The following is a 24,770-nucleotide window of genomic DNA, read 5'->3' on the forward strand; positions in this document are numbered from 1 at the left end:
CGCTCGTACCGAGGTCCACACCAGCATGACGACACACACAGTTTCCGTGCCCGGTGCGACCCTGACGTACGACGTGGTCGGCGAACTCGAGCCCGGGGTTACTCCCTTGGTGCTCATCGGCTCACCGATGGATGCGAGCGGGTTCGGGACGTTGGCATCGCATTTCCGTGGCCGCGTGGTCGTCACGTACGACCCGAGAAATGTGGGACGCAGTCGACGAGACGACACGACGGCCGCGGTCACCTTCGGCCAACATGCCGACGACCTGCATGCAGTGCTCACCGCCGTCGGCCATGGGCCTGTGGATGTGTTCGCCTCGAGCGGGGGTGCGGTCAATGCGCTGGTACTCGTCAGCAGATACCCGTCCGATGTGCGGACGTTGGTGGCCCACGAACCACCCGCCGGAGGCACCTTGCCGGACCGCGAGAACATCGCGACCGTGTGCGCAAACATGGTGGCCGCATACGACGCTCACGGCCGCGGTCCGGCCATGGCCCAGTTCATGGCGTTGCTCATGCACGCAGGCCCCATCGACAACACGTTCTTCGATCGCCCGGCACCGGACCCGGCGCAGTTCGGCCTCTCGGCCGAGGACGACGGAACCCGCGACGACGCCCTGATGTCCAACATGCGAGGCGGCGGAGTCGATTTCGCGCCCGACGTCGACGCGGTGCGTGCTGCTCCCACCACGGTCGTGATCGGAGTCGGCGAAGAATCCGGCGGTCCCGAGGACGGTCACATCGCCGCTCGCGCAGCATATTCCACTGCATCGACCCTCGGATCGGAGCCGATCGTCTTTCCCGGTGGCCACTCGGGCTTCCTCGGCGGTGAATTCGGTCAGATGGGAAAGCCGACCGAATTTGCCGAAACACTTCGGAAAGTATTGAGCTGAAGAAGCTTTCGTCTTACAGAACCAGGAGCAATCATGGGCCTCATCACGTTGGAGCTGTTCGCCACCCTCGACCTCGTCGCGCAATCACCCGGAAGCCCAGAGGAAGACCCCGAGAACTTTCCCTTCGGCGGCTGGCAGGCTCCTCTGCTCGACCAGGTTTCGGGGGCGCAGGTCGCCGCCGCTTACGAGGGCACGGATGCGCTCCTGCTCGGGCGGCGCACCTACGACATCTTCGCCGCGTACTGGCCGCACCAACACGATTCGTTCGCAACGTTGTTCAACACGATCCCGAAATACGTGGCCTCCCGCGGCACACCCGATCTGCTGTGGAACGGTTCGACCCAGCTCGGACCGGACCTGGCCGGAGCCGTGCGTGAGATCCGAGATCGACACGACAATATCAAGGTGGTCGGAAGTCTCGATCTGGTGCAGACCCTGTTGCGCGAGAAGCTCTTCGATCGACTCGATCTGTGGGTGCATCCCATCCTTCTCGGAGTGGGAAAGAAGGTGTTCGCCGACGGCACCGTGCCCAGCAATCTGACGCTGCTCGAGCCACCGGCCGTCGACGGCAAGGGCACCGTCTACCTGCGGTACGGCCTCGACACCGGGACCCCGGACGTCGGCAACATGGACGACGTACTGACCGACTAGATCGGAGGGCAATTCACTTCTTCTGCCGTCGGCTCCCGCCGTGCCAATCCTGTTGCACGCCAACCTCGTCCTCCGTCACCCCCAGTGCCTTCAACTGGGGGAGTTCACGCATGCTGCGCTTCATCTCGGCAAATCCAGGGAATCGTGCGAGTCCGATCACGTTGTCCCACAGCGGTACTGCTTCTTCGTCGCTGGGTAGTCGGCTGATCACCGGACCGAAGAACGCCACACCGTCCGGCGGCTCGAAGGCGATGATGGGAGTTCCGACGTCCTTGCCGGTCAGCGACAGCGCATGATCGGTTTCGGCCCGGATCTCGTCGTCGATCGTCGAATCATCGAGTGCTGCAGTGTGATGGGTGGGCAGCCCGACTTCCTCGAGGATCGGCCCGAGGAATGCCGCGGTGCCGCGATGTCCGTGGCTCGCTGCGTCGTCGGGCACGATCTCGGTATCGAAGATGTGCGTTCCGAGGGCCTGATACAGCGGCCCGACAGCGTCCGACCCATGCTCACGACGAACAGAGGCAGCGGCCCGCAGTAATCGCAGACCCGCGGTGTGGCCGGCCTCGTACTCGGGTGGGAAATGGGCGTCGTAGTCGATGTGGGAGTTGAGCAGGCGAAGCGAGATGAACCGCCAGTCGACGGTGTAGTCGCGTTGGGCCTGAACCTTGCGAACCCATTTGCTGGTCATCCACGCGAACGGGCATACCGGATCGAAATAGAAATCGATATCGGACATCAGGGGACTCTCCTTGTGGGGCGTAGGTTCCGTGCGTTCATTTCTCACCCAGTAGAGCCGAGTGTTGTTCGGTGACCACCGCACGAATCGCGTCGATCACTGCGGACACTTCGGGTCGTCTGAGGGTTTCGGTGCGGGTGACGAGCCAGTAGGTCAGGGTCACGGCGATGGCGTCGGGCAGGATTCGTTGTAGGTCGGGGTGTCGGTCGGCCATGAAACACGGCAACAATCCGATGCCTGCCGAGGCTCGTGTGGCCTCGACATGGACGAAGACGTTGGTCGACGTCACCGATTCGCGCATCGTCGGAGTGAAGTTGGGGGCCAGATCCAGATCGTCGACGTGCAGCATCGAGTCGATGAAGTAGATGAACGGATGGGCGGCGAGGTCGGCCGGCACCTGCGGTGTGCCGTGCTCGTCCACGTAGGTCTGCGACGCGTACAGACCCAGCACGTAGTCGCCGAGTCCGATGGCCTCCGCCCGATGCACCTGCGGTTGTCCGACGACGATCTCGATGTCCAGTCCGGACCGTTGCCTCGACGCACGTCTGGTGGTCGCGACGATCTCCACCGACACCAGCGGATGAGTGCGTTGCACGCGAGCAGCCGCAGGAGCTGCGATGTACGCACTGAAACCGTCCGTGGCCGAGATGCGTACGACGCCCTTCAGCGCCCCCGCGTCGCTCGAGACCAGCGTCTGCAGCGCATTCTCGACGGCCTCGGCAGCGGCCAGTGCGCCGTGCCCCAGTTGAGTCAGTTCCCAACCTCCGCCGGCGCGGGTGAGCACCCGTCCGCCGAGGGTGTCCTCGAGTGCGGCGATGCGTCGGGAGATGGTCGTGTGGTTGATGCCGAGGTCGTCGGCAGCGGAGCTGTAGCGTCCGGTTCGACTGACGGCGAGCAGGACCAGCAGGTCGTCGGCACTGGGAACCTTCCCGTCACCGCGTGTCATGTGTGCAGTTTTGCAGATCGAACCTGCGTCCATGCCTCTTGCGTAGAAAAAGATCTGCACCAATACTCAGACCAACCCCGCTACATGTGTGGTCTGTCACAAACGCGAGCACACAGTACCGAGCAACACAGGAGAAGCTATGAGCGTCGACCAACCGCTGGCAGAAAGGTCCGAGCCGGACCCCGATGCCACCCCCACGGGCCTGAAGAAGGTCGTCGGAGCATCGATGGCCGGCACCATCGTCGAATGGTACGAGTTCTTTCTCTACGGAACCGCCGCCACACTGGTGTTCAGCAAGATCTTCTTCGCGGCCGGAACCAGTGAGCTCGACGCCATCCTCGCGGCCTTCGTCACCTACGCCGTCGGCTTCGTCGCACGACCCCTGGGTGGCATCGTCTTCGGACACTACGGCGACAAGTACGGCCGAAAGAAGCTGCTGCAGTTCAGCCTCGTCCTCGTCGGCGGAGCCACGTTCCTCATGGGCTGCCTACCGACATTCGAGGCCATCGGCTACTGGGCACCGGCACTGCTGGTCACCCTGCGATTCATTCAGGGCTTCGCCGTCGGCGGCGAATGGGGCGGCGCGGTTCTTCTTGTCGCAGAACACAGCCCGAACAAGAGTCGCGGATTCTGGGCGAGCTGGCCGCAGGCAGGCGTGCCCGCCGGTAACCTCCTCGCGACCGTCGCACTGCTCGTCCTGACGACAACCCTGTCCGACGAAGCGTTCCTCAGCTGGGGCTGGCGCGTCGCGTTCTGGCTCTCTGCCGTCATCGTTTTCGTCGGCTACTACATCCGTACCAAGGTTTCCGACGCCCCAATCTTCATCGAGGCACACAAGCAGGCCGAGGTCATCAAGGCCGCGTCGTACGGCGTCTTCGAGGTCGTCAAGCGTTACCCGCGCGGCGTATTCACCGCAATGGGCCTGCGCTTCGGTGAGAACGTCATGTACTACCTCGTCGTCACCTTCTCCATCACCTACCTCAAGGTGGAGGTCGGCACCGACACCAGCACGATCCTGTGGTGGATGCTCATCGCCCACGCGATCCACTTCTGCACGATTCCGTTGGTGGGCAGGCTCGCCGACCGCATCGGCCGCCGTCCGGTGTACTTCGCCGGTGCCCTCACCGCGGCAACGTGGGGCTTCTTCGCCTTCCCGATGATGAACAGCGGCCACAACGTCGTCATCCTGCTGGCCATCATCATCGGCCTGATGTTCCACGCCTTCATGTACGCCACGCAGCCCGCCATCATGGCCGAGATGTTCCCGACGCGGATGCGGTATTCCGGTGTGTCCCTGGGCTATCAGGTCACCTCGATCGTCGCCGGCTCGCTGGCCCCGATCATTGCGGTGAAGCTGCTCGACATCTACGGCTCGTCCGTGCCCATCGCGGTGTACCTGGCCGTGGCCTGCGCGATCACCGTGGTTGCCGTCGTCGTAGCCAGGGAGACAAAGGGATTGGCGCTCGAAAGCATCGACATCGCCGACGCCAAGAACCTGGCCACCGAAGCCGAGCTGGCGAAGGCCGGTCTGCTCGATCCGAGTGTAAAGCGGTGACCGACCTGACCGGACGCTCCGCCCTCGTCACCGGAGGAGCGTCCGGCATCGGGGCCGCGTGCGCGCGTGAGCTCGCCGGCCGCGGTGCCCGCGTCACCATCGCCGACGTGAACGACGTCGCAGCAAAGGAATTGGCGGCCGAGCTCGAGGGCGAGGTGTGGTCGGTCGATCTGCTCGACACCACCGCGCTGGACGACCTTCGGTTGGACGTCGACATCCTGGTGAACAACGCGGGTATCCAAACCGTCGCACCGATCGTCGACTTCGACCCGGGCGCGTTCCGTCGAATTCAGACGCTGATGGTCGAGGCACCGTTCCTGCTGATTCGTGCGGCGCTGCCTGGGATGTACGCACGCAGGTTCGGCCGAGTCATCAATCTGTCGTCGGTGCACGGACTGCGCGCGTCGGAGTTCAAGGTCGCCTACGTCACCGCCAAACACGCACTCGAAGGACTGTCGAAAGTGACAGCCCTCGAAGGTGCCGCGCACGGCGTGACGAGCAACTGCGTCAACCCCGGATACGTCCGCACACCGCTGGTGGAAAAACAGATCGCCGATCAAGCCAAGGCGCACGACATCCCCGAGGACGAAGTACTCGAAAAGGTGCTGCTGACCGAGGCCGCCATCAAGAGACTCGTCGAACCCGCCGAAGTCGCCTCACTGGTGGGATGGCTGACGTCCAAGAACGCAGGCATGGTCACCGGGGCGTCGTACACCATGGACGGTGGTTGGTCGGCTCGTTAGGTTCGGTGCCGCCCGTCTGCTGCCCCGCCCCTTTGGGATCAATGTGGGTTTCAGTCGCTCAGATTGCAACAAAGTCGCATTCATCCGGATCGGGTCGCCGCACCCCACCGGATGAATGCGGCTTTGTTGCACTCAGACGGACTCGAACGCCCATTGATCCGGAGACGGGTGGGCTGATCGGGAGACGGGTGGGCGCGAGCCGGAGCACCCCTCCCCGAACAGCAAGAAGCCCCCGTGACGTGTCACGGGGGCTTCTCTGGCGGAGGATAGGGGATTTGAACCCCTGAGGGCGTTAACCCAACCCGCGTTCCAGGCGAGCGCCATAGGCCACTAGGCGAATCCTCCGTGGGGGAGCTTACCCGGTTACCCCCACCATCTCCCAAATCGGGAGGCGCGAAGGGTGGTGATGCGTTGCTCGACGGGAGGCGGCTACACTTCCTAACGGATCCCGCGCGGCGCGCATCCTGTGAACTCCCCCAGGGCCGGAAGGCAGCAAGGGTCAATGGGCTCTGCCGGGTGCGCGGGGTCCCCTTTATTTCAGTGACATAGACACTGTCCGGGGAACCCAGTCACCGAGAGGCCGCTCCGCATGCCAGCGCAAACCCAGTTGGGTCTGATGAACCATGAGGAGCTCGCCTCCGAGCACGAGCGGCAGAGCGCGAAGTACACGCAGCTCAAAGCCGAGAATCTGAAGCTGGATCTCACCCGCGGCAAGCCGTCGCCCGAGCAGCTCGATCTCGCTGCCGAGCTGCTGACGCTCCCCGGCGCGGACTACAAGGACGGCAACGGCACCGATTGCCGCAACTACGGTGGCCTTGCGGGTCTGCCGGAATTGCGTGCCATCTTCGGTGAACTGCTCGGCATCCCGGTGAAGAACCTGGTGGCCGGTAACAACGCCAGCCTTGAGATCATGCAGGACCTGATGGTCTGGGCTCTGCTGCACGGGCTGTCGGATTCGCCGCGCCCGTGGTCGGCGGAGCCGAACGTTCGCTTCCTGTGCCCGGCCCCCGGCTACGACCGTCACTTCGCGATCACCGAGAGCTTCGGCATCGAGATGATTACGGTGCCGATGGGTCCCGACGGACCCGATGTGCACGAGATCGCCAACTTGGTGGCGTCGGATCCGCAGATCAAGGGCATGTGGGTGGTGCCGAACTACGCAAACCCCACCGGAGCCGTCTACTCGGAGGAAGTCGTTCGCGCACTGGCCACGATGCCGGCTGCTGCGCCTGATTTCCGTCTGTTCTGGGACAACGCCTACGCGGTGCATCCGCTGACCGAGGAGTTCGCGCCGTCCTACGACGTCATCGGGATGGCGGCGGAGGCCGGTTTCCCCAATCGCGCGTTCGTGTTCGCCTCGACGTCGAAGGTCACGTTCGCCGGTGCGGGCGTCAGCTTCTTCGGCAGTTCCGAGGAGAACCTCGCCTGGTATCAGAAGCACCTCGGTAAGAAGAGCATCGGCCCGGACAAGCTCAACCAGCTGCGGCACCTGCGTTTCTTCGGTGACGCGGAGGGGGTGCGGGCTCACATGGCCAAGCATCGCGAGCTTCTCAAGCCCAAGTTCGCGCTGGTGCAGCAGATCCTCGAGGACCGGCTCGGTGCGTCGAAGATCGCGTCGTGGACCGAGCCCAAGGGTGGTTACTTCATCAGCCTCGACGTGCTCGAGGGCACGGCAGCTCGGTCGATCGCGCTGGCCAAGGACGCCGGAATTGCTCTGACGGCCGCCGGCTCGGCCTTCCCGTACGGAAAAGATCCGGAAGACAAGAACATTCGCCTCGCCCCGAGCTTCCCGTCGCTCGGTGAGCTGGAGAAGTCGATGGACGGCGTCGCAACCTGCGTTCTGCTGGCCGCGACGGAGAAACTGCTCGAAGGCTGAACGCATGTGAGTGGAAACTCGTAGCAGGCTACGCGTTTCCACTCACATGCGGCGAAGCCGCTCTCACTCAATGCCCGACGACAACCGCACCTTCGGGAGCGGTGGGCAACGGTCCCTTCTTCAGGAGCGTGGCAGACAGCACCGCGCCGAGTAGGAAGATGCCCGACGCCCACCAGAAGGTGGTCGTGTAGCTGGCAATTTCGGCGTTGGCCTGCAGCAGAGCCGCATCGGTTGCCGTCGCCATGTTGGAGCTGACGTAGCTGGTAGCGGCGTTGGCTGCCACGGTGCTCAGGAGTGCGGTGCCGATCGAGCCGCCCACCTGCTGCATGGTGTTCACCGTTGCCGACGCGACGCCGGAGTCGTCCGGGGCGACGCCCGAGATTGCGCCCTGCATGGCCGGTGCCATGGTGGCACCGAGTCCGAGACCCATGATGATCAGGCCGGGCAGGATGTGCGTGACGTAGCTGCTGTCCAGATCGATCTGGGTGAGCAGTCCCATACCGATCGACGCGACGACCAGGCCGGTCGTCATGAGGATGCGCGGTCCGAACCGGGGGAGGATCAGTGCCGTCGACAGTGTCGCGGTGAGGATCAGCGACGCGATCATCGGCATGAACGCGAACCCGGTGGTGATCGGGGTGTACTTCAGCGTGCTCTGCAGGTAGTAGGTCAAGAACAGGAACACCGCGAACATGCCTGCGCCGGTGACGAACACCGCGAGGAATGATCCGGCCCGGGTGCGATCCAGAACGATGCGCAGCGGCAGCAGAGGGTGTTCGACGCGATTCTGGATGGTTACGAAGACGGCGAGAAGAACGACACCTGCCGCAAGGAAGCCGAGGGTGACGGGGTTGCTCCAGCCGTCGGACTCGGCGTGGGCGAAGCCGTAGACGATCGAGAACAGCGCAGCGGAGACGGCGATCGTTCCGGGGATGTCGAGCTTGGGTCGGACGTCGACCTTGTGCTTGGCCAAGAACAGGAAGGCTCCGACGAAGGCGAGCGCAGCGAAGATCAGGTTGACGTACAGGCTCCAGCGCCAGTTGGCCCACTCGGTGAGCATGCCGCCGAGCAGTAGACCCAGTGCGCCTCCGCCGCCGGCGATGGCACCGAAGATGCCGAAGGCCTTGGCGCGTTCTTTGGTGTCGGTGAAGGTGGTGGCCAGCAGTGACAGGGCCGCGGGTGCCAGCAGCGCACCGAAGACGCCCTGACCGGCGCGGGCAGCGACGAGCATGCCGAAGTTGACGGCCGCGCCGCCCACTGCCGACATCAACGCGAAGCCGACGAGGCCGATGAGGAAGGTGTTACGTCGACCGAAGAGGTCGCTCAAGCGTCCACCGAGGAGCAACAGGCTGCCGAACGCGAGTGCGTAGGCGGTGACGACCCAGGAGCGGTCGGCGTTGTCGAAGCCCAGATCGAGCTGGGCGGCGGGGAGTGCGATGTTCACGATGGTCGCGTCGAGCACGACCATGAGCTGGGCCAGTCCGAGAGTGGCGAGAATCAACCAGCGATTCCGGTGCGCACGCTCGTCCGCCGGCGTCGTGGTCGACGTTGCGCCGTCCACGTTCTCCGATGAAAGGGTGGTCATGGTGTCCTCGGTTCGACTATGCGGAGGTGTATCCTCCGGTTGTAGGGCAAAGGTAGCAGCTAAGTGGAGGAATGTCCTCCGCTTATCGGGTGAAACGGACATCGAATGAGTGTGAGAGCGGACACAGCGGCATCGAAGCCCCTACGGGCGGATGCCGAACGCAACCGACGCCGCATCGTGGACGCGGCTCGCGAGTTGTTCGCTTCCCGCGGTATCGACATCACGCTCGACGACGTCGCCGCACACGCCAAGGTGGGCGTCGGCACCGTCTATCGCCGCTTCTCGTGCAAGGAAGAGCTCATCGACGGCGTCTTCGAGCAGCGCCTCGAGGGAATGCTCGCCAGTGCCGAACGCGCCCTCGAAGCGGAAGATCCCTGGAGTGGGTTGGTGGGCTTTCTCTCGGACGTATGCGAGGAAATGGCCTCCGACCGCGGGCTCGGTGATGTGGTCCTCGGGTCGGACGAGGGGTGCCGCGGCATCGCGGAGATGCGCCGACGGATCGATCCGTTCTTCGCGAAAATCGTCGATCGCGCCCTCGAATCCGGTCAGCTGCGTCCCGATGTGGCCGTCACCGACTTCTATCCGGTGCTGGGGATGATCGGCTCGACCGTCGAATTCTCCAGTCATGTCGATCCCGCGAACTGGCGTCGGTACTTCACGGTGCTGCTCGACGGCCTGCGCGGTGATTCGGTACCCCGATCGGAGCTCCCCGGACGTCCCTTCACCGACGACGAAGTGGATACGGCGAAGGCGGCCATGCACGGTCGCCGCCGCTGACTGGTGATTCGTCCAACTTCGGTCTGTACGTTGTGTGCGCCGTCACGTAAGGTGCGTCACGGTAAGTGCTACGCGGGGTAGCGCACACCTGGCAGCAGGTGTTCAGACGTTGGGGGTTCGATTTGCGTTCGACGCGTGTCTTCGGTTCGGCCGTGGCAGTGATGGCAGTGTTCATGGGGGTGACTGCGCCGGCCGTGTCGGCAGCACCGTCGACGGGTTCGACCGTCGAATCCGACTTCTACATTCCGCCGAGCCCGCTGCCCGCCGGCGCGCCGGGCGACGTGATTCGTTCCGAGCCTTCGCATCTCGCGCTGTCGGTGCCGGGCATCGGCGGCACCCTGCCGGGTGAGGCAACCCGAATCATGTACCGCAGCACCGATTCCAACGACGACGCCAACGCCGTCACGGGTACCTACATCGACCCGGCCGCGCCGTGGACCGGTCCGGGGCCGCGCCCGCTCGTGGTGTTGGCACCGGGAACGCAGGGGCAGGGCGATCAGTGCGCGCCGTCGAAGATGCTCAACAACGTCATCACCTACACCCCGCCGCTCGGATTCATGGTCGAGTACGAGGTACTGGCCGCGTATTCGCTTCTCTCCCAAGGCTATGGCGTCGTGATCACCGATTACGAGGGTCTCGGCACGCCGGGCGCGCACACCTATGTGAACCGCGCGTCCGAGGCCCATGCCGTGCTCGACGCGGCCCGCGCAGCTCGGCAGTTGCAGGGCACCAAGATCTCCGGCGACGGCCCGGTCGCGGCCTACGGCTACTCGCAGGGTGGCGGAGCTGCCGCAGCGGCGGCCGAGATCGCCGATGAATACGCCCCGGAACTCGACCTGGTCGGCACCTACGCAGGAGCACCTCCCGCGGATCTGAAGGCGACCCTCGAACAGGTCGACGGCACCATCCTCACGGGCGTGATCGGCTACACCCTCAACGGCCTGCTCAATTCCGACCCCGGTCTGCAGCCGATCGTCGACGAGAACATCAACGACGCAGGAAAGGCCATGCTGAACCTGGTCGCGAATCAGTGTGTCGGAGAGACGATTCTGAACGTCGGGCTGCACCGCACCAACGAGTACACCAAGACCGGCGAGCCGTTGTCGGTCGTGCTGGACAGGTTGCCCGTCGCGCAGGAAATCCTGGCCAAGAACAAGATCGGTGAGCGTACGCCGAATGCCCCGGTACTGATCCAGTCCGGTACCTCCGACGACATCGTGCCCCACGGTCAGGCCGTCGAACTGGCCGGCGACTGGTGCGGCAAGGGTGCAACAGTGCAGCTCAGTTCCGCGCAGGTCCCGGCTATCGTGCCGGGTTCCGGTGCCGGGCATCTGATCCCGGACATCCTCGGTCTCGGCGAAGCTCAGAGCTGGATCAAGGATCGCTTCTACGGAGTGCCCGCCCCGTCGAATTGCTGATCGGCAACCGATGATCGAACGGCCCGCGCTCACCGAGCGCGGGCCGTTCGGCGTTCCCTCCCATGTCGACCATCGATTCGTGTCAGCAGGAATGACCGACGTCACACCGTCGAGTTCTCCAACGAGCCCACAGCGGTGTGAGGGTGTAGAAGGATGCGCAGCAGGGTACTGCCCTGCAATGCCCTGAGGTTGGGCTGTCGAGCGGTTGGGGTGAGTGAACATGCGGGACAGTTACACGGAGGCGCTCGACACGTTGGCGTCGGAGCTGTCCGAAATGTCGAGAATCGCGGAACGAGCGATGGCTGACGCCACGCGCGCGCTGCTCACCGCCGACATCGTGCTCGCCGAGCAGACGATCGAGTACCGCGAAGAGATCGACACTCTCGCCGTCGAATGGGAACACGAGGCCTTCGCTTTCCTCGCTCGACAGTCGCCGGTTGCTCACGATCTGCGCCGTGTCGTATCCGGGATCAACATCGTGGCCGACCTCCAGCGCATGGGTGGACTCGCGGTGCACATCGCCGAGCTGGCCCGCCGCCGTCACCCCGCGCATGTGCTGCCGCCCGAGGTCGAGGGCGTGTTCACCGAGATGGGTCGGGTAGCCATCGCTCAAGCGGAGGCGACCCAACGGGTGCTCGAGACGCGGGACGCCGAACTCGCCGCGAGTCTGCGAACGCAGGACGAGGAGATGGACGCTCTTCACCGCAGCCTGTTCATGTTGACCTCCGCGCCCGACTGGCCGCACGGTGTACCGGCCGCCGTCGACATCACGTTGCTCGGCCGCTTCTACGAGCGTTATTCCGACCACACCGTCGAGGTCGCGAAACGGGTCATCTTCCTGGTGACCGGAGCGCGCCCCACCGACGAGTCTTAGTCTGCGAGAACCGCTCGGAGATGGCAGGATCGGCACGATGAAACGTGACGTCTCCGCGTACCTCGATGTCGATGTGACCGAGGCCAGCACCCTCGAGTTCCAGATCGCGATCGCGCCGCACCCAGGAACCGAAGTGTGGGAGGCACTCTCGTTCACACTCGACGGCCAGCCCGTCGAAGCGCAGGAGATCAGCGGCGCACACGGCACTCGCATCCACAAGCTGCACGCCGACGTCGGCAAGCTCGAAGCGTCGTACTCGGCGACGATCTACGGCAACACCGACCCGGCACCGGTGTCCGATTACGACCTGTCGCTGTATCTGCGGCCGAGCCGCTACGCCGAGGCAGACAAGTTCTTCGGTTTCGCGGCAACGGAATTCGGCTCGTACCCGCCGTCGGAGAAGCTGCTCGCCGAGGTGTCGTCCTGGGTCGGAGCCCGGCTGAGCTACGTTCCCGGAAGCAGCGACCCCATCGACGGCGCCGTCGACACCCTCCTCGCCGGTGCCGGGGTGTGCCGCGACTACACCCACCTCGTCGTCGCACTGCTCCGCGCAGTGAACGTGCCCGCTCGACTCGTGGCCGTGTACGCGCCGGGCTGCGATCCGATGGACTTCCACGCTGTCGCCGAAGCCTTCGTCGAAGGACAATGGCGAGTGGTCGACGCCACCTGCCTCGCGCCGCGATCGACCCTGGTGCGCATCGCAACCGGACGCGACGCAGCCGACACCGCATTCCTCGACAATCACGGCGGATCGATCATCCTCAACAGCGCCGTCGTCGGAGCCGTCGTGGATGGGCCGCTGCCCTTCGACGACATCACCCAATTGGTGTCGATCACCTGACCCTGTCGCGGCGAGGCGCGTTAGGCTGCGGCCCGTGCGAATGTCGTTGCGGCGTGGTGGTGTGTGGCCCGATGTGATCGTCGTCGGCGCTGTGGTTGTCGTCGGTGTCGTGTTCGCAGGGCTTACTCACCAGCCGATGGGGCAGTCGGAAATGGGTTATGGCAGTGAGCCTGTCGAATACCCCGTGGACATCCCAGGGTGCGCATCGGTAGAGCCGCCCGAGGAAGATCAGTTCTACGAAGTGATCGTGGGCCGTGACTACGACGACCCCTCCTACCCGTGGTTGACGTCGAAAAAGGCGAACTCGATGTCGATCGCAGTGCGCAAAGCCCTTCCCTCTCAGGTCGACGTCGTTGCTGGTTCGACGTTCTGGTCCGGCGGTGATCCGCTGATTTTTCAGCCGGTTGCCAGCGCGGACGGAGCGTATGACCCCGGCACCTCCGCGGACGGCATAGTGTCTCGCGACGGTGTCGAAGGTTCGCTGATGGTCAATGTGACCCGCGTCGACGACGGTCCCAAGCCATGCCAGGCCGGGTGGCTGGACGCTCGCGAGATTCTCTCCGACGGAACCGTCGTCGACACCAGGGACACCTGGGATGAATTCGACGGGGATCGCACCCATTCGAATATCGTGCGCGTGTACGCACCCGATAATTCCGTCGTCGTTGCGTCATCATCGGACCGGAACGCTAATTACGTGTCCACCGGTTCCGTGCCACTGTCGATCGAGGAGTTGCGCACGATAGCGCTGCGGCCGGAGTTGCTCTGGTCTGCACCGGTTCCGGAGGGAACTCTCCCACTTCCAATTTCGTGCGACACCAATTCCAAGGGTGCAGGGCAGTTCTCGCCGGAGGCCGTCGATCGCCTCAATGCCTCCCTGGACGAGTTCTGGCGAGCGGCCGAGATGCCAGTGGAACTCGACAGACCGCTGGGCTCGATGCGAACTGCCCCTTCTGGATCGGCCGGCGCGTGCGGAGCCGTGCTGGCCGACGACGGCACCCTGATGATCAGGGTGATCGACGCGGACTACGTGCCCGCCGAGAATCCATGGGGTGCGGTGACATTGCCGGACGGTTCGGAATTTCGCGACGACAACCCCGGCGCGAGTGCAATGACTCTCGACGGTGATCCGATCGAGGACGTCACGTTGGTCAAACCGTCGGGCACCCGAGTGGACGTGCAGATCGCGGCATCGGAAACCGACGTGGACCGGCCGCTTCTGCAGGCTATCGCGTTGGTGGTAGCCGGTTCGGTCGACTGAGAATCGTGATCTTCATTGCCGGATTCATGATCGTGGTGGTGGTATCGATTGCGGCTGTTCGTTCACGTGACGGCTTGTGCATGGCCGCCGTCACGCTGGTGTGGCTCCCCCTCGGCATTGCTTTCCTGACCATTTGTGCGTTCAGCTATCGGTGGGCAAACCAATCAGGTTGTCGCGAAGCCTTTCCCGAGTATTTCGGGTACCGGCCGCCGGATTACGAGGTGGAGCCGTTTCCCGTCGAGGACCGGCAGACGTGGTGGCCTCTCGGTCGAGAATGCGTCGGCCGCGACTCCGATACCGGCACCGTGATCGTCGAGCACACTGGCTGGGTAACAACGATGATCGTGTACCCAGCCTTGACCTGTGCGGTGGTCGCACTGGCTGTCGTCGTAGTAAGACTGTCTGCTCTCGGGCGACGCGCCGGCCGTGCGCGGTCGTGAGCTCCTGACGTGTCCGCCGGCCTGCACGGCGAACTGTATTGGTTTGATCGGGCGGGTTCTCGAGAGAATCCGCGGGCTTGTCACTGCCGCCTCGCGCGCCACTGAACCGGCTTGTGGGAGCAATCGTCATCCGCTGTAGATGGCGCGTGGCAGGATCGAGGCCATGTCTCGCACTCTGAACCTCGTCGGCGATCCGGAGGCCGATGCATTGCTCGCCGAGGATCCGTTCGCGCTCTTGATCGGCATGCTTCTCGATCAGCAGGTGCCGATGGAATCCGCCTTCGCCGGGCCGAAGAAGCTCGTCGACCGTCTCGGTGATCTGAAGGTGGATACCGTCGCCGACGCCGATCCGGACGACTTCGCCGCATTGTGCGCGCAGACCCCGGCCGTGCATCGTTTTCCCGGCTCGATGGCCAAGCGCATCCAGGGACTCGCCGCATTTCTGGTCGAGAACTACGACGGTAAGCCGCAGGAGATCTGGACCCGCGACGACCCCGACGGCGCCGAGGTTCTGAAGCGTCTCAAAGCACTTCCCGGCTACGGCGATCAGAAGGCGCGCATCTTCCTCGCGCTGCTCGGCAAACAGATGGGCGTGACGCCCGACGGGTGGCGAAAGGCCGCCGGAGCGTACGGCGACGAGGGTGCACGTCGATCCATCGCCGATGTCGTCGACGAGAAGTCCCTGCTCGAGGTACGCGAATTCAAGAAGGCAGCGAAAGCGGCAGCCAAGAACAAATAAGTCTGTCGGTGCCCGTCGGTACGTTGTGGCAGAACTTGCGCCGGGGGGGACGAGATGACCGAGAAGATCGGGACGTACGAGGGGTGGCTGGCCTCGCTCGACGAGGACGCACTGACGGATCTGTTGCGACGTCGACCGGACGTGGCAACCGACCCGCCACCCCGCTCGTTCGGGTTGCTCGCGCAACTCCTCGGCTCGCCCTGGCGGGTGGCGGCCTTACCGCGGAAACTCGACAGAGGTGCGCTCGACCTGCTCGAGTTGTTCGCGCTCATGGAAGATCTCAGCCGCGCCGAGATCGGCCACTGGACGGGCGAGGGAATCTCGAACGAGACGGCGCATATCGATACGGCCCTGAACACGCTGATGGCCTACGGCCTGATCTGGCCGCACACGGCAGGGGGCTCGGACGCGGTCGAGTACCGCCCCGTCGATCTGTCCGGCGTGTTCTCGCACCCATTTGGGCTTGCTCGCAGGCAGCGAAAGTTGTTCTTGCACTGCGCCGTCGAGCAGGACCGACTTGCTTTGCTGACCCGCCTCGGAGTCGACTCCTCGCTCGATCGAGCCGAACGCGCCGACGCCGTCGCGGCCGCGATGACCCCCGAACGTATCCGAGCTTTGTACGACGACGGCCCGCCCGAGATGCGAGAGATGTTGTCTCGCTTCGTCGATGGACAACCGGCGTCATTGATCTTCGATGTGCCGCCGACCGCAGGTACGGCCGCCTTCGAGCGCGGGCTGCTGTATCGATTGGACGGGCATCGCGTCGAGGTGCCGTTGGAAGTGAGCATCGCGCTGCGAGGAGACGGGTGGCGATTGCCCATCGAGCTCAGGCTTCCAGAATTTGGCACTCATGCTCTCTCGCAGGATGACTCGCAGCGCGCCCGCTCCATCGCCTTGCTGCAGTTCTGTGAGCACACGCAGGCGTTGTTGACGGCAATCGACACCGATGGCCTGGCAATGATGAAGACCGGTGGCCTCAGCGCCAAAGAGCTCCGTGCGCTGACTGCTCGTCTGGGATTCGCCGACGAGCATCACACCGCGCTGATGCTGATGCTGGCGCGCGAAGCCGGTTTGCTCGCCGACCGGGGAAAGACCGGTATCGCATTGACCTCGACCTACGAAACATGGTCGACGAGCTCGCGATCCGAGCAGGCGGCAGCATTGCTGGCCGCGTGGTGGTGCTCGCCCTTCACTCCGACCCATCGGGTGCCACGATCCTCCCAGAAGACCGCGCCGGTGCTCAAGAAGATGCTCGACGATCCCGCAGCCGCAGACGTGCGTTCGACTGCCTTGACGGCTCTTCTGCGCCTCGGTGGATCCGACAGCCCGACGCCGGTGTTGTCCGATCCCGACGAATTCGCCCGCTACCTCGAGTGGCATATCCCGGTCGTCTCGACGAGCGCCGGGCCCGGCCACGTGCGCGCACTCTGGGCCGAGGCCACCCGCCTCGGAGTTCTGGTCGACGGCGCACCGACCGATCTGTGCGCCACCCTGACGGACTTCCGAGTGGGCCGAGACGGCGATCCGCGTCAGATCGCCTCCGCGCTGGCAACGCAGCTACAGGATCTGGCCGACTGGGTGCCGTTCTCGGTGCGCCTGCTGCCCGATTCGACCGCAGTGGTCACCGGGCCGCCGAGCACCGAGGTGGCGTCGATACTCGGTGCGGCCGCGCAACCCGAGTCGCGGGAAGTGGCGTCGGTCTGGCGGTTCACGCCGGCGACGATCCGCAGCTTCTTCGACACCGGTGGTACCGGTGAGGAGTTGATCGACGCCCTCGCCGAGATGGCCGACACCGACGTTCCCCAAGCCCTGGCCTATACGATCCGAGACTGTTGGCGCACCTACGGCGCACTGGCCGTGCGCAAGATCCCGTGCGCCATCGTCTCCGAGGACGTCGTACTGCTGACGAACATCGAGACGGACGAGGCATTGGCGGTGCTGCAGTTCCAGCGGCTCGCGCCGACAGTCCTGATCAGTTCTGCCACACCCATCGACACTCTCGCGGTGCTGCGCAGGCACGGATACTCCCCGGTGCGGCACTCCGACACCGGTCGGCTCGAGCTGGACAGCGCGACCAGGGTCCGCGCCAACACCACCCGCATCTCGCACCCCGCACCCGCAGCACCACGTCGACGCGAATCACGCGAGCTCGCACGGCTGCTGCAAGCAGGCGACCCCGGCACCGTCGACGACGCACGGGTGCGTTCCGCGCTCAGCCGGCACAGCAGACTGCTGCCACGGGAGCTCGATGCGCTGACCGACGCCGCAGCGCGCGGCGCACCCGTGTCGATCGACTACCAGAACTCGAAAGGCGCAATCGTGCGGCACGCGATCTCGGACGCGCTGCAGGACGGCAACTGGCTACTCGCGCTGTCGACGTCCACCGGCAGCCGGGAAAGCTTCGCGATCATGAACATCAGAGCGGTGTCCGCCGGTCCGCACTGATGCACGATGCAACTCTGTCGTCGGTCGCCGGTACCCTTTCGGGCGTGGCCCTCTACCGGAAGTACCGTCCCGCGACGTTCGCCGAAGTCGTCGGTCAGGAGCACGTCACCGAACCGATCAGCGTGGCGCTCGATTCCAACAGAATCAACCACGCCTATCTCTTCTCAGGCCCTCGTGGCTGCGGAAAGACGTCCTCGGCGCGCATCCTCGCCCGATCGCTGAACTGCGCCGAAGGACCGACCTCCACCCCCTGCGGTGTGTGCAACTCCTGCGTCGCACTGGCACCGGGCGGGCCCGGCAACTTCGACGTCGTCGAGATGGACGCAGCCAGCCACGGTGGCGTCGACGATGCCCGCGATCTTCGAGACAAAGCCGTGTACGCCCCGGCCGAGTCGCGCTACGTCATCTTCATCATCGACGAGGCACACATGGTCACCCCGGCCGGCTTCAACGCGCTGCTCAAGGTCGTCGAGGAACCGCCGGAGCATCTGGTCTTCATCTTCGCGACCACCGAGCCGGAGAAGGTGCTCCCCACCATCCGCTCGCGAACCCACCACTACCCGTTCCGACTGCTCGCGCCGTCGACGATGCGCGTTCTGCTCGAGAAGATCTGTGGTCAGGAACAGGTACCGGTCGAGGACGCGGTCTATCCACTCGTCATCCGGGCGGGTGGCGGTTCTCCGCGTGACTCGCTGTCGGTCATGGACCAGTTGCTGGCCGGAGCCGGACCGGAAGGCGTTACCTACCCGCGAGCTCTGTCGCTGCTCGGCGTCACCGACGTCGCGCTGATCGACGAGGCCGTCGACGCCCTGGCCGCGGGAGACGGCGGCGCACTGTTCGGCACCGTCGACAAGGTGATGGACGCCGGCCACGACCCACGTCGCTTCGCCATCGACCTCCTCGATCGCATGCGAGACCTGATCCTCATGAAGGCCGTACCCGACGCCGGTGAACGTGGCCTGGTCGACGTGCCGGGCGACGTCCTCGAACGACTCCGCGACGAGGCGGACCTGCTCGGCTCGGCGACCCTGACTCGCTACGCCGAGATCGTCCACTCGGGCCTCGGCGAAATGCGAGGGGCCACCGCGCCGCGTCTGCTGCTCGAAGTGATGTGCGCACGGATGCTCCTGCCGTCGGCCTCCGATGCGGAATCGGCTGTGTTGCAGAGGCTCGAACGCGTCGAACGTCGCCTGGACGTCACCCTTCCTGCCGGCGAACAGGCCGCAGTGGCACAGGCAGCCGCAGACCCGACACGACCACAGCTGCCCGCGACCGAAGAGCCTGCACCCTCCGGCCCGCCCCCGGTGAACAAATTCCAGCGACCGTCCCAGCGACAGCCGGCTGCCGAGGCCGCCCCCGCTCCGGCGCCAACCCCCGCTCCGACACCAGCGCCTGCGCCTGTCGCGGCACCCGAACCCATGGCGGTCCCGGAACCGTCTCCGGTGCCAGAGCCTGCAGCCCCCGAGCCCGCTCCCACACCCGAGCCTGCAGCCCCCGAACCGGCTCCCGCACCCGAACCGGCTCCCACACCCGAATCGGCTCCGACCCCCGAACCGGCTCCAACACCCGAACCGGTCCCGACACCCGAGCCCGAACCGGCTCCGACACCCGAGCCGGTCCCGACACCCGAGCCAGCTCCAACCCCCGAACCGGAACCCGCGCCCGCACCGGTCACGACTTCCGCTGCAGCGCAACAGCATTCGGAACCATCGCTCTCTCACGAGGATTTTCCGCCGGAGCCCGAGGACGAGTACGGCCCGGAACCCGAGCCGGTGTACGAATCCGAACCCGAGCCTGTCGCGGCACCCGCGGCTGCCTCCAACGAGCCCGATGCGGCGGCCGTCCGCGCAGTGTGGTCCGAGGTGCGAACCAAGGTACGAGAGCGAAGCAGGACCGTCGAGGTGATGTTGTCCGGTGCGTCGGTACGCACCGTCGAGAACGGCACCATCACTCTCGGCCACGATTCGGCACCGCTCGCGAAGCGTCTCGAAGAACCCCGCAACGCCGACGTCATTCGGGACGCGTTGCGTGACGTGTTCGGCGTCGAATGGTCGGTGGTCTGTCTGGTGGGTGCAGCGGCACCACCGGAACCGTCATCAGCAAAAAAAGATGAACCGGCAGCGAAACCCGCGTCGCTGCCGAAGTTCTCGAGGCCGAGCCAGGCAGGGGCTCCCCGTCCGACGTCGGACGGTTTCGGTTCAGCGGGCGATGGATCGGACGCAGATATTCCGATGCCCGAGGCCCCGGACTATCCCGATGATCCCGAGCCGGTAGGTCCGCCGCCTCCGGAGACGCCGGAGGACGAGGAAGAACTGCTCAAGGCCGCGGCCGAACCCGCGGACCCGTCGGTTCGTCGGGACCCGGAAACGGTCGCCATGGAACTGCTGGTGAGCGAACTCGGAGCGGTACCGCTCAAGGAGATCTGAGGCTCAGGCGAGCGTGAGATCGTCGGTGTCGACGAACACCAATCGGCCGCTGTCGAGGGCGACGGCCCATCGCTTGGCGACGGCCCAGTCCCGCGAGGTGCTGTCGGTCGCTTGGACTCCGAAGTCGTCGACGATCGCGCCGGTCTCGTAGGCGTCGGATCCAGAACTGTCGGCTCCGGACTTGTCGTCGCTGCGAGTGCGTACTTTGACGCGAGCGCCCACGGTCGGTTCGTTGTCGGTTTCCATGGTCGGTCTTCTTTCGCCTTCGGGTCGATCTGACGCATCGTAATTTCCCATGACGGGGTCGTTCAAACCTGAACCGCATCGTGGGTCATGCGAAACGCTCGTTTCGGTCCTTATGTCGGATCGGTATGCCAACTTACTGTGGCATGAGCTGAGGTCTGTCATGGCCTCGCACCGACGCGATCGGCCGGCACGGCGATCGCGACAAGATCGAGTATGTGGAAGGAACTGCGCGCTGTGACTACAGAGGCATTCATTTACGAGGCCATCAGGACTCCCCGAGGTAAAGGAAAGAACGGCTCCCTGCATTCGGTGAAGCCGATTTCCTTGGTGACCGGGCTGATCGACGAGCTTCGTCGACGTTTCCCCGACATGGACGAGAACCGAATCTCCGACCTCATCCTGGGTGTGGTCTCGCCCGTCGGAGATCAGGGTGCCGACATCGCCCGCACGGCCGTGCTCGCAGCCAAGATGCCCGACACCGTCGGCGGCTTCCAGCTCAACCGCTTCTGCGCGTCGGGCCTCGAGGCCGTCAACCTGGCCGCGCAGAAGGTGCGCTCGGGCTGGGACGAACTGGTTGTCGCGGGCGGCGTCGAGTCGATGTCTCGCGTGCCGATGGGCAGTGACGGCGGCGCATGGGCCATGGACCCGGCCACCAACTACGACACCTACTTCGCCCCGCAGGGCATCGGTGCCGACCTGATCGCCACCATCGAAGGATTCACCCGCGAGGACGTCGACGCGTATGCCGTCCAGTCCCAGGAGCGCGCCGCAGCGGCGTGGTCCGGTGGTTACTTCGCCAAGTCCGTCGTTCCGGTCACCGACCAGAACGGTCTGCTGATCCTCGATCAGGACGAGCACATGCGTCCGGGCAGCACCGTCGAGTCGCTCGGCAAGCTGAACCCGGCATTCACCGGTATCGCGGCCATGGGCGGATTCGACGACGTGGCGCTGCAGAAGTACCACTGGATCGAGAAGATCGATCACGTCCACACCGGCGGAAACAGCTCCGGCATCGTCGACGGCGCAGCCCTCGTCCTCGTCGGCAGCGAGCAGGCGGGCAAGGACCTGAACATGGTCCCGCGCGCCCGCATCGTCGCGACGGCCACCAGTGGTGCCGATACGACGATCATGCTGACCGGACCGACCCCGGCGTCGAAGAAGGTTCTCGCCACCGCCGGCCTGACCGTCGACGACATCGATCTGTTCGAGCTCAACGAGGCGTTCGCTTCCGTGGTGCTGCGTTTCCAGAAGGATCTGAAGATCCCGAACGAGAAGCTCAACGTCAACGGCGGTGCCATCGCCATGGGCCACCCGCTCGGTGCCACCGGAGCCATGATCACCGGCACCGTGCTCGACGAGCTCGAGCGCCGCGGCGGCCGGTACGCCTTGATCACCCTGTGCATCGGCGGCGGCATGGGCGTTGCCACCATCATCGAGCGAGTCTGAGGTAGAACGATGTCTGACAACATGATTCAGTGGGACCAGGACGCCGACGGCATCGTCGTTCTGACGATGGACGACCCCAACCAGGGCGCCAACACGATGAACCAGCTGTACAAGGACTCGATGGGCGCGACGGTCGACCGCCTCGAGGCCGAGAAGGACAGCATCACCGGAGTCGTGCTGACCTCCGCCAAGAAGACGTTTTTCGCCGGCGGCGATCTGCACACCCTCATCGAAGCCAAGCCCGAGGACGCCCAGCGGGTGTTCGACGAGGTCCAGGAAGTCAAGGGACAGCTGCGTCGGCTCGAGAAGCTCGGTAAGCCGGTCGTGTCCGCCATCAACGGCGCGGCACTCGGCGGCGGACTCGAGATCGCGCTCGCCACGCATCACCGCATCGCGGCCGATGTTCCCGGCGTGCAGATCGGTCTGCCCGAGGTCTCGCTCGGTCTCCTGCCCGGCGGCGGCGGCGTTGCCCGCATCACCCGGCTGCTCGGCATTCAGACCGGCTTCATGACGGTCCTCGCTCAGGGCACTCGGTTCCGTCCGGCCAAGGCTCTCGAAATCGGTCTGGTTCACGAATTGGTCGGCAGCATCGACGAATTGGTGCCCACCGCCAAGGCATGGATCAAGGCCAACCCCGAGGGTGGCGTCGCACCGTGGGATGTCAAGGGTTACAAGATCCCCGGCGGCACGCCGTCGAACCCGAAGCTCGCGCAGATCCTGCCTGCTTTCCCGTCCAACCTGCGCAAGCAGATCAAGGGCGCACCGATGCCGGCTCCGCGCGCGATTCTCGCTGCGGCAGTGGAGGGTGCGCAGGTCGACTTCGACAATGCGTGCACCATCGAGTCGCGGTACTTCACTGAGTTGGTCACCGGTCTGGTGTCCAAGAACATGATTCAGGCGTTCTTCTTCGACCTGCAGGCGATCAACGCCGGCAAGTCTCGTCCCGACGGCATCGAGAAGACCACCTTCACCAAGGTCGCGGTTCTCGGCGCAGGCATGATGGGCGCGGGCATCGCGTACGTGTGTGCCAAGGCCGGAATCGACGTGGTGCTCAAGGACGTTGCGATCGAGTCGGCGCAGAAGGGCAAGGCGTACTCCGAGGCCATCGAGGCCAAGGCGCTCTCGCGTGGCAAGACCACCCAGGAGAAGTCGGACGCTCTGCTCGCACGCATCCACCCGACCGCCGATGCCAAGGACGTCGAAGGTGCCGACCTCGTCATCGAGGCCGTCTTCGAGTCGGAAGAGTTGAAGCAGAAGGTGTTCCAGGAGATCGAGGACCTCGTCGATCCGACGGCGCTGCTCGGTTCCAACACCTCGACGCTGCCCATCACGAGCCTCGCTCAGGGCATCAAGCGTCAGGAAGACTTCATCGGCATCCACTTCTTCTCACCCGTCGACAAGATGCCGCTGGTGGAGATCATTCGCGGTGAGAAGACGTCGGATGCGGCCTTGGCCAAGGCATTCGACCTCGTGCAGCTCATCAAGAAGACCCCGATCGTCGTCAACGACAGTCGTGGATTCTTCACCTCTCGCGTGATCGGTACGTTCATCAACGAGGCCATCGCGATGCTGGGCGAGGGCGTCGAGCCGTCGACCATCGAGCAGGCCGGTCTGCAGGCCGGTTACCCGGCTGCGCCACTGCAGCTTTCGGACGAGCTCACGCTCAACCTGATGCAGAAAATCCGCAAGGAAACCTACGACGCCATCAAGGCTGCCGGTGGAACCCCTCCCGAGGATCCGGCCGGCGAGGTCATCGACAAGATGGTCGACGAGTTCGAGCGTCCGTCGAAGGCCAAGGGCGCTGGCTTCTACGAGTACGAAGACGGTAAGCGCGCCGGCCTGTGGCCTGGACTGCGTGATGCGTTCAAGTCGGGTTCGGCGGACATCCCGTTCGAGGACCTCAAGGAACGCATGCTGTTCATCGAGGCCATCGAGACGCAGAAGTGCTTCGACGAGGGTGTCCTGAACACCACCGCCGACGCCAACATCGGTTCGATCTTCGGCATCGGCTTCCCGGCGTGGACGGGTGGCGTGCACCAGTACGTCGTCGGCTACCCGGGTGGTCAGGCCGGATTCGTCGCTCGCGCGGACGAATTGGCCAAGAAGTACGGCGAGCGCTTCCAGGTTCCTGCCTCGCTGCGCTGACCCCATGTGAGTGGAAACGCGTAGCAGGCTACGAGTTTCCACTCACGTGCGCGTAGCGCACTCAACCGCGATGCGCGATCAACCTCTCGGCGCCGTCTGTGAATTGTTGCTTCATCAATTCGCAGGCGGCGTCGACGTCGTTTCGAATCAGGGCCGCGATCAGCTCCTCGTGATTGCGCACGGCTGCTCGGCCCCAGTCGCGGTCGGTGGCGTAGAGACGGGTCGGGGTGTAGCGGGTGGCGTTGTTGAGAAACCACGCCAACTTGGACGACTCGGCCAGACGGTTCAGCACACGATGGAACTCGAACTCGATGTTCTCGACATCCTCGGCCCGGCCGTTCTCGACGGCGACCGACAGGGCAGCGGTGAGCTCGGCGAGCCTGTCGAGTTCAATCTCGGTGATCTTCGGTGCCGCCCGGCGTACCAGTTCGACCGCGATCTGCCCCTGCAGCCAGAAGATGTCGACTATGTCGCTCGGCGTCAGCGCAGACACCACATAGCCGCGGTGGGGGACGAGCTCGACGATGCCCTCACCACGCAAGGTCAGTAGCGCCTCACGCACCGGGGTGACGCTGACGCCCAGCTGGGCTGCGGTCTCGTCGAGCCGGATGAAGTCTCCCGGACTCACCTCTCCGGACATCACCAGGTGCCGGACGTGGCTGGCGACTTCCTCGGACAACTGCGGCCGTCGCCTCAGAGCCGTCCGCTTGTCTGCCATGTCGAAAAGC

The 24,770-nt window shown here is 64.8% G+C and carries 21 protein-coding genes, 1 tRNA gene and 1 other RNA gene; 17 read left to right on the forward strand and 6 right to left on the reverse strand.

The genetic code is table 11. The features are described 5' to 3' along the window. Positions 1-25 precede the first annotated feature (25 nt). Positions 26-892: an alpha/beta hydrolase gene (locus AB0O58_RS06165; protein ID WP_366238017.1), complete on the forward strand. Its 867-nt coding sequence runs from the start codon at positions 26-28 to the stop codon at positions 890-892. A 33-nt stretch (positions 893-925) separates the two neighbouring features. Then, on the forward strand, positions 926-1,543 hold the full coding sequence (locus AB0O58_RS06170; RefSeq protein WP_032384115.1) for a dihydrofolate reductase family protein: 618 nt from the start codon (positions 926-928) through the stop codon (positions 1,541-1,543). A gap of 13 nt (positions 1,544-1,556) precedes the next feature. Here the strand turns inward: AB0O58_RS06170 and AB0O58_RS06175 are convergent, their stop codons facing one another. Then, complete coding sequence (locus AB0O58_RS06175; RefSeq protein ID WP_366238018.1) at positions 1,557-2,279, reverse strand: hypothetical protein; 723 nt, start codon at positions 2,277-2,279, stop codon at positions 1,557-1,559. A gap of 37 nt (positions 2,280-2,316) precedes the next feature. Further along, the gene (locus AB0O58_RS06180) at positions 2,317-3,225 is read right to left on the reverse strand and encodes a LysR family transcriptional regulator (RefSeq protein ID WP_366238019.1); all 909 of its coding nucleotides are present in this window, start codon (positions 3,223-3,225) and stop codon (positions 2,317-2,319) included. Between the two features lie 139 nt (positions 3,226-3,364). Here AB0O58_RS06180 and AB0O58_RS06185 point away from each other — a divergent pair, with 139 nt between their 5' ends. Both AB0O58_RS06185 and AB0O58_RS06190 read left to right on the forward strand, forming a co-directional pair. Next, the gene (locus AB0O58_RS06185; RefSeq protein WP_032385966.1) at positions 3,365-4,780 is read left to right on the forward strand and encodes an MFS transporter; all 1,416 of its coding nucleotides are present in this window, start codon (positions 3,365-3,367) and stop codon (positions 4,778-4,780) included. Further along, positions 4,777-5,523 (forward strand): 3-hydroxybutyrate dehydrogenase, encoded by a 747-nt coding sequence (locus tag AB0O58_RS06190; RefSeq protein WP_366238020.1) that lies wholly within the window; start codon positions 4,777-4,779, stop codon positions 5,521-5,523. Before AB0O58_RS06185 ends, AB0O58_RS06190 begins: the two co-directional genes overlap by 4 nt. Positions 5,524-5,780: 257 nt before the next feature. Here the strand turns inward: AB0O58_RS06190 and AB0O58_RS06195 are convergent. Further along, a tRNA-Ser gene (locus AB0O58_RS06195) sits at positions 5,781-5,868 on the reverse strand. 95 nt (positions 5,869-5,963) lie between these two features. Between AB0O58_RS06195 and ffs the strand changes: the two genes are divergently transcribed. Then, positions 5,964-6,058: signal recognition particle sRNA small type (gene ffs / locus AB0O58_RS06200), an RNA gene on the forward strand. A 54-nt stretch (positions 6,059-6,112) separates the two neighbouring features. After that, positions 6,113-7,399, forward strand: a complete 1,287-nt coding sequence (locus AB0O58_RS06205) for an aminotransferase class I/II-fold pyridoxal phosphate-dependent enzyme (RefSeq protein ID WP_032399305.1) — start codon at positions 6,113-6,115, stop codon at positions 7,397-7,399. 67 nt (positions 7,400-7,466) lie between these two features. Here the strand turns inward: AB0O58_RS06205 and AB0O58_RS06210 are convergent, their stop codons facing one another. Then, complete coding sequence (locus AB0O58_RS06210) at positions 7,467-8,984, reverse strand: DHA2 family efflux MFS transporter permease subunit (protein ID WP_366238021.1); 1,518 nt, start codon at positions 8,982-8,984, stop codon at positions 7,467-7,469. A gap of 105 nt (positions 8,985-9,089) precedes the next feature. Between AB0O58_RS06210 and AB0O58_RS06215 the strand changes: the two genes are divergently transcribed. From AB0O58_RS06215 to AB0O58_RS06255, 9 genes are all read left to right on the forward strand, one after another. Next, complete coding sequence (locus AB0O58_RS06215) at positions 9,090-9,761, forward strand: TetR/AcrR family transcriptional regulator (RefSeq protein WP_032369276.1); 672 nt, start codon at positions 9,090-9,092, stop codon at positions 9,759-9,761. Positions 9,762-9,922: 161 nt separating this feature from the next. Next, entirely contained in the window at positions 9,923-11,179 is a 1,257-nt protein-coding gene (locus AB0O58_RS06220) for a lipase family protein (protein ID WP_045841657.1), read from the forward strand. Positions 11,180-11,399: 220 nt separating this feature from the next. Next, positions 11,400-12,053 carry a phosphate signaling complex protein PhoU gene (gene phoU, locus AB0O58_RS06225; RefSeq protein WP_027494559.1) on the forward strand — a complete coding sequence of 218 codons (654 nt, stop codon included), beginning with the start codon at positions 11,400-11,402 and terminating at the stop codon, positions 12,051-12,053. Positions 12,054-12,090: 37 nt separating this feature from the next. Then, a complete protein-coding gene (locus AB0O58_RS06230; RefSeq protein ID WP_045841454.1) occupies positions 12,091-12,894 on the forward strand; it encodes a transglutaminase family protein in 804 nt (267 codons plus the stop codon). A 34-nt stretch (positions 12,895-12,928) separates the two neighbouring features. After that, a complete protein-coding gene (locus AB0O58_RS06235) occupies positions 12,929-14,155 on the forward strand; it encodes a hypothetical protein (protein WP_155288572.1) in 1,227 nt (408 codons plus the stop codon). A 5-nt stretch (positions 14,156-14,160) separates the two neighbouring features. Then, positions 14,161-14,595: a hypothetical protein gene (locus tag AB0O58_RS06240; protein ID WP_032399303.1), complete on the forward strand. Its 435-nt coding sequence runs from the start codon at positions 14,161-14,163 to the stop codon at positions 14,593-14,595. 163 nt (positions 14,596-14,758) lie between these two features. Then, on the forward strand, positions 14,759-15,334 hold the full coding sequence (locus tag AB0O58_RS06245; RefSeq protein WP_027494555.1) for an HhH-GPD-type base excision DNA repair protein: 576 nt from the start codon (positions 14,759-14,761) through the stop codon (positions 15,332-15,334). A gap of 54 nt (positions 15,335-15,388) precedes the next feature. Then, positions 15,389-17,779, forward strand: a complete 2,391-nt coding sequence (locus AB0O58_RS06250) for a helicase-associated domain-containing protein (RefSeq protein WP_366238022.1) — start codon at positions 15,389-15,391, stop codon at positions 17,777-17,779. A gap of 44 nt (positions 17,780-17,823) precedes the next feature. Further along, the gene (locus tag AB0O58_RS06255; protein WP_032399349.1) at positions 17,824-20,205 is read left to right on the forward strand and encodes a DNA polymerase III subunit gamma and tau; all 2,382 of its coding nucleotides are present in this window, start codon (positions 17,824-17,826) and stop codon (positions 20,203-20,205) included. 3 nt (positions 20,206-20,208) lie between these two features. On the opposite strand, the gene AB0O58_RS06260 is transcribed toward AB0O58_RS06255, so the two are convergent. After that, positions 20,209-20,451 (reverse strand): hypothetical protein, encoded by a 243-nt coding sequence (locus AB0O58_RS06260; RefSeq protein ID WP_032384107.1) that lies wholly within the window; start codon positions 20,449-20,451, stop codon positions 20,209-20,211. A gap of 234 nt (positions 20,452-20,685) precedes the next feature. Between AB0O58_RS06260 and AB0O58_RS06265 the strand changes: the two genes are divergently transcribed. After that, the gene (locus tag AB0O58_RS06265) at positions 20,686-21,897 is read left to right on the forward strand and encodes an acetyl-CoA C-acetyltransferase (protein WP_027494551.1); all 1,212 of its coding nucleotides are present in this window, start codon (positions 20,686-20,688) and stop codon (positions 21,895-21,897) included. A 9-nt stretch (positions 21,898-21,906) separates the two neighbouring features. Continuing rightward, positions 21,907-24,042, forward strand: coding sequence for a 3-hydroxyacyl-CoA dehydrogenase NAD-binding domain-containing protein (locus AB0O58_RS06270; protein WP_032399301.1), 2,136 nt, complete (start codon positions 21,907-21,909; stop codon positions 24,040-24,042). Positions 24,043-24,103: 61 nt separating this feature from the next. Here AB0O58_RS06270 and AB0O58_RS06275 read toward each other — a convergent pair whose 3' ends face one another. Next, positions 24,104-24,760: a GntR family transcriptional regulator gene (locus tag AB0O58_RS06275; protein ID WP_287454223.1), complete on the reverse strand. Its 657-nt coding sequence runs from the start codon at positions 24,758-24,760 to the stop codon at positions 24,104-24,106. Positions 24,761-24,770: the final 10 nt, after the last annotated feature.

The sequence above is a fragment of the Rhodococcus sp. NPDC080181 genome (genome assembly GCF_040702225.1).
Taxonomy (GTDB): domain Bacteria; phylum Actinomycetota; class Actinomycetes; order Mycobacteriales; family Mycobacteriaceae; genus Rhodococcoides; species Rhodococcoides fascians.

Coding starts and splice junctions, on each gene's coding strand:
- AB0O58_RS06270 (WP_032399301.1), top strand. CDS start 21,907: ATGTCTGACAACATGATTCAGTGGGACCAGGACGCCGACGGCATCGTC.
- phoU (WP_027494559.1), top strand. CDS start 11,400: ATGCGGGACAGTTACACGGAGGCGCTCGACACGTTGGCGTCGGAGCTG.
- AB0O58_RS06260 (WP_032384107.1), bottom strand. CDS start 20,451: ATGGAAACCGACAACGAACCGACCGTGGGCGCTCGCGTCAAAGTACGC.
- AB0O58_RS06275 (WP_287454223.1), bottom strand. CDS start 24,760: ATGGCAGACAAGCGGACGGCTCTGAGGCGACGGCCGCAGTTGTCCGAG.
- AB0O58_RS06230 (WP_045841454.1), top strand. CDS start 12,091: ATGAAACGTGACGTCTCCGCGTACCTCGATGTCGATGTGACCGAGGCC.
- AB0O58_RS06220 (WP_045841657.1), top strand. CDS start 9,923: ATGGCAGTGTTCATGGGGGTGACTGCGCCGGCCGTGTCGGCAGCACCG.
- AB0O58_RS06180 (WP_366238019.1), bottom strand. CDS start 3,225: ATGACACGCGGTGACGGGAAGGTTCCCAGTGCCGACGACCTGCTGGTC.
- AB0O58_RS06165 (WP_366238017.1), top strand. CDS start 26: ATGACGACACACACAGTTTCCGTGCCCGGTGCGACCCTGACGTACGAC.
- AB0O58_RS06205 (WP_032399305.1), top strand. CDS start 6,113: ATGCCAGCGCAAACCCAGTTGGGTCTGATGAACCATGAGGAGCTCGCC.
- AB0O58_RS06245 (WP_027494555.1), top strand. CDS start 14,759: ATGTCTCGCACTCTGAACCTCGTCGGCGATCCGGAGGCCGATGCATTG.
- AB0O58_RS06175 (WP_366238018.1), bottom strand. CDS start 2,279: ATGTCCGATATCGATTTCTATTTCGATCCGGTATGCCCGTTCGCGTGG.
- AB0O58_RS06250 (WP_366238022.1), top strand. CDS start 15,389: ATGACCGAGAAGATCGGGACGTACGAGGGGTGGCTGGCCTCGCTCGAC.
- AB0O58_RS06185 (WP_032385966.1), top strand. CDS start 3,365: ATGAGCGTCGACCAACCGCTGGCAGAAAGGTCCGAGCCGGACCCCGAT.
- AB0O58_RS06210 (WP_366238021.1), bottom strand. CDS start 8,984: ATGACCACCCTTTCATCGGAGAACGTGGACGGCGCAACGTCGACCACG.
- AB0O58_RS06170 (WP_032384115.1), top strand. CDS start 926: ATGGGCCTCATCACGTTGGAGCTGTTCGCCACCCTCGACCTCGTCGCG.
- AB0O58_RS06215 (WP_032369276.1), top strand. CDS start 9,090: ATGAGTGTGAGAGCGGACACAGCGGCATCGAAGCCCCTACGGGCGGAT.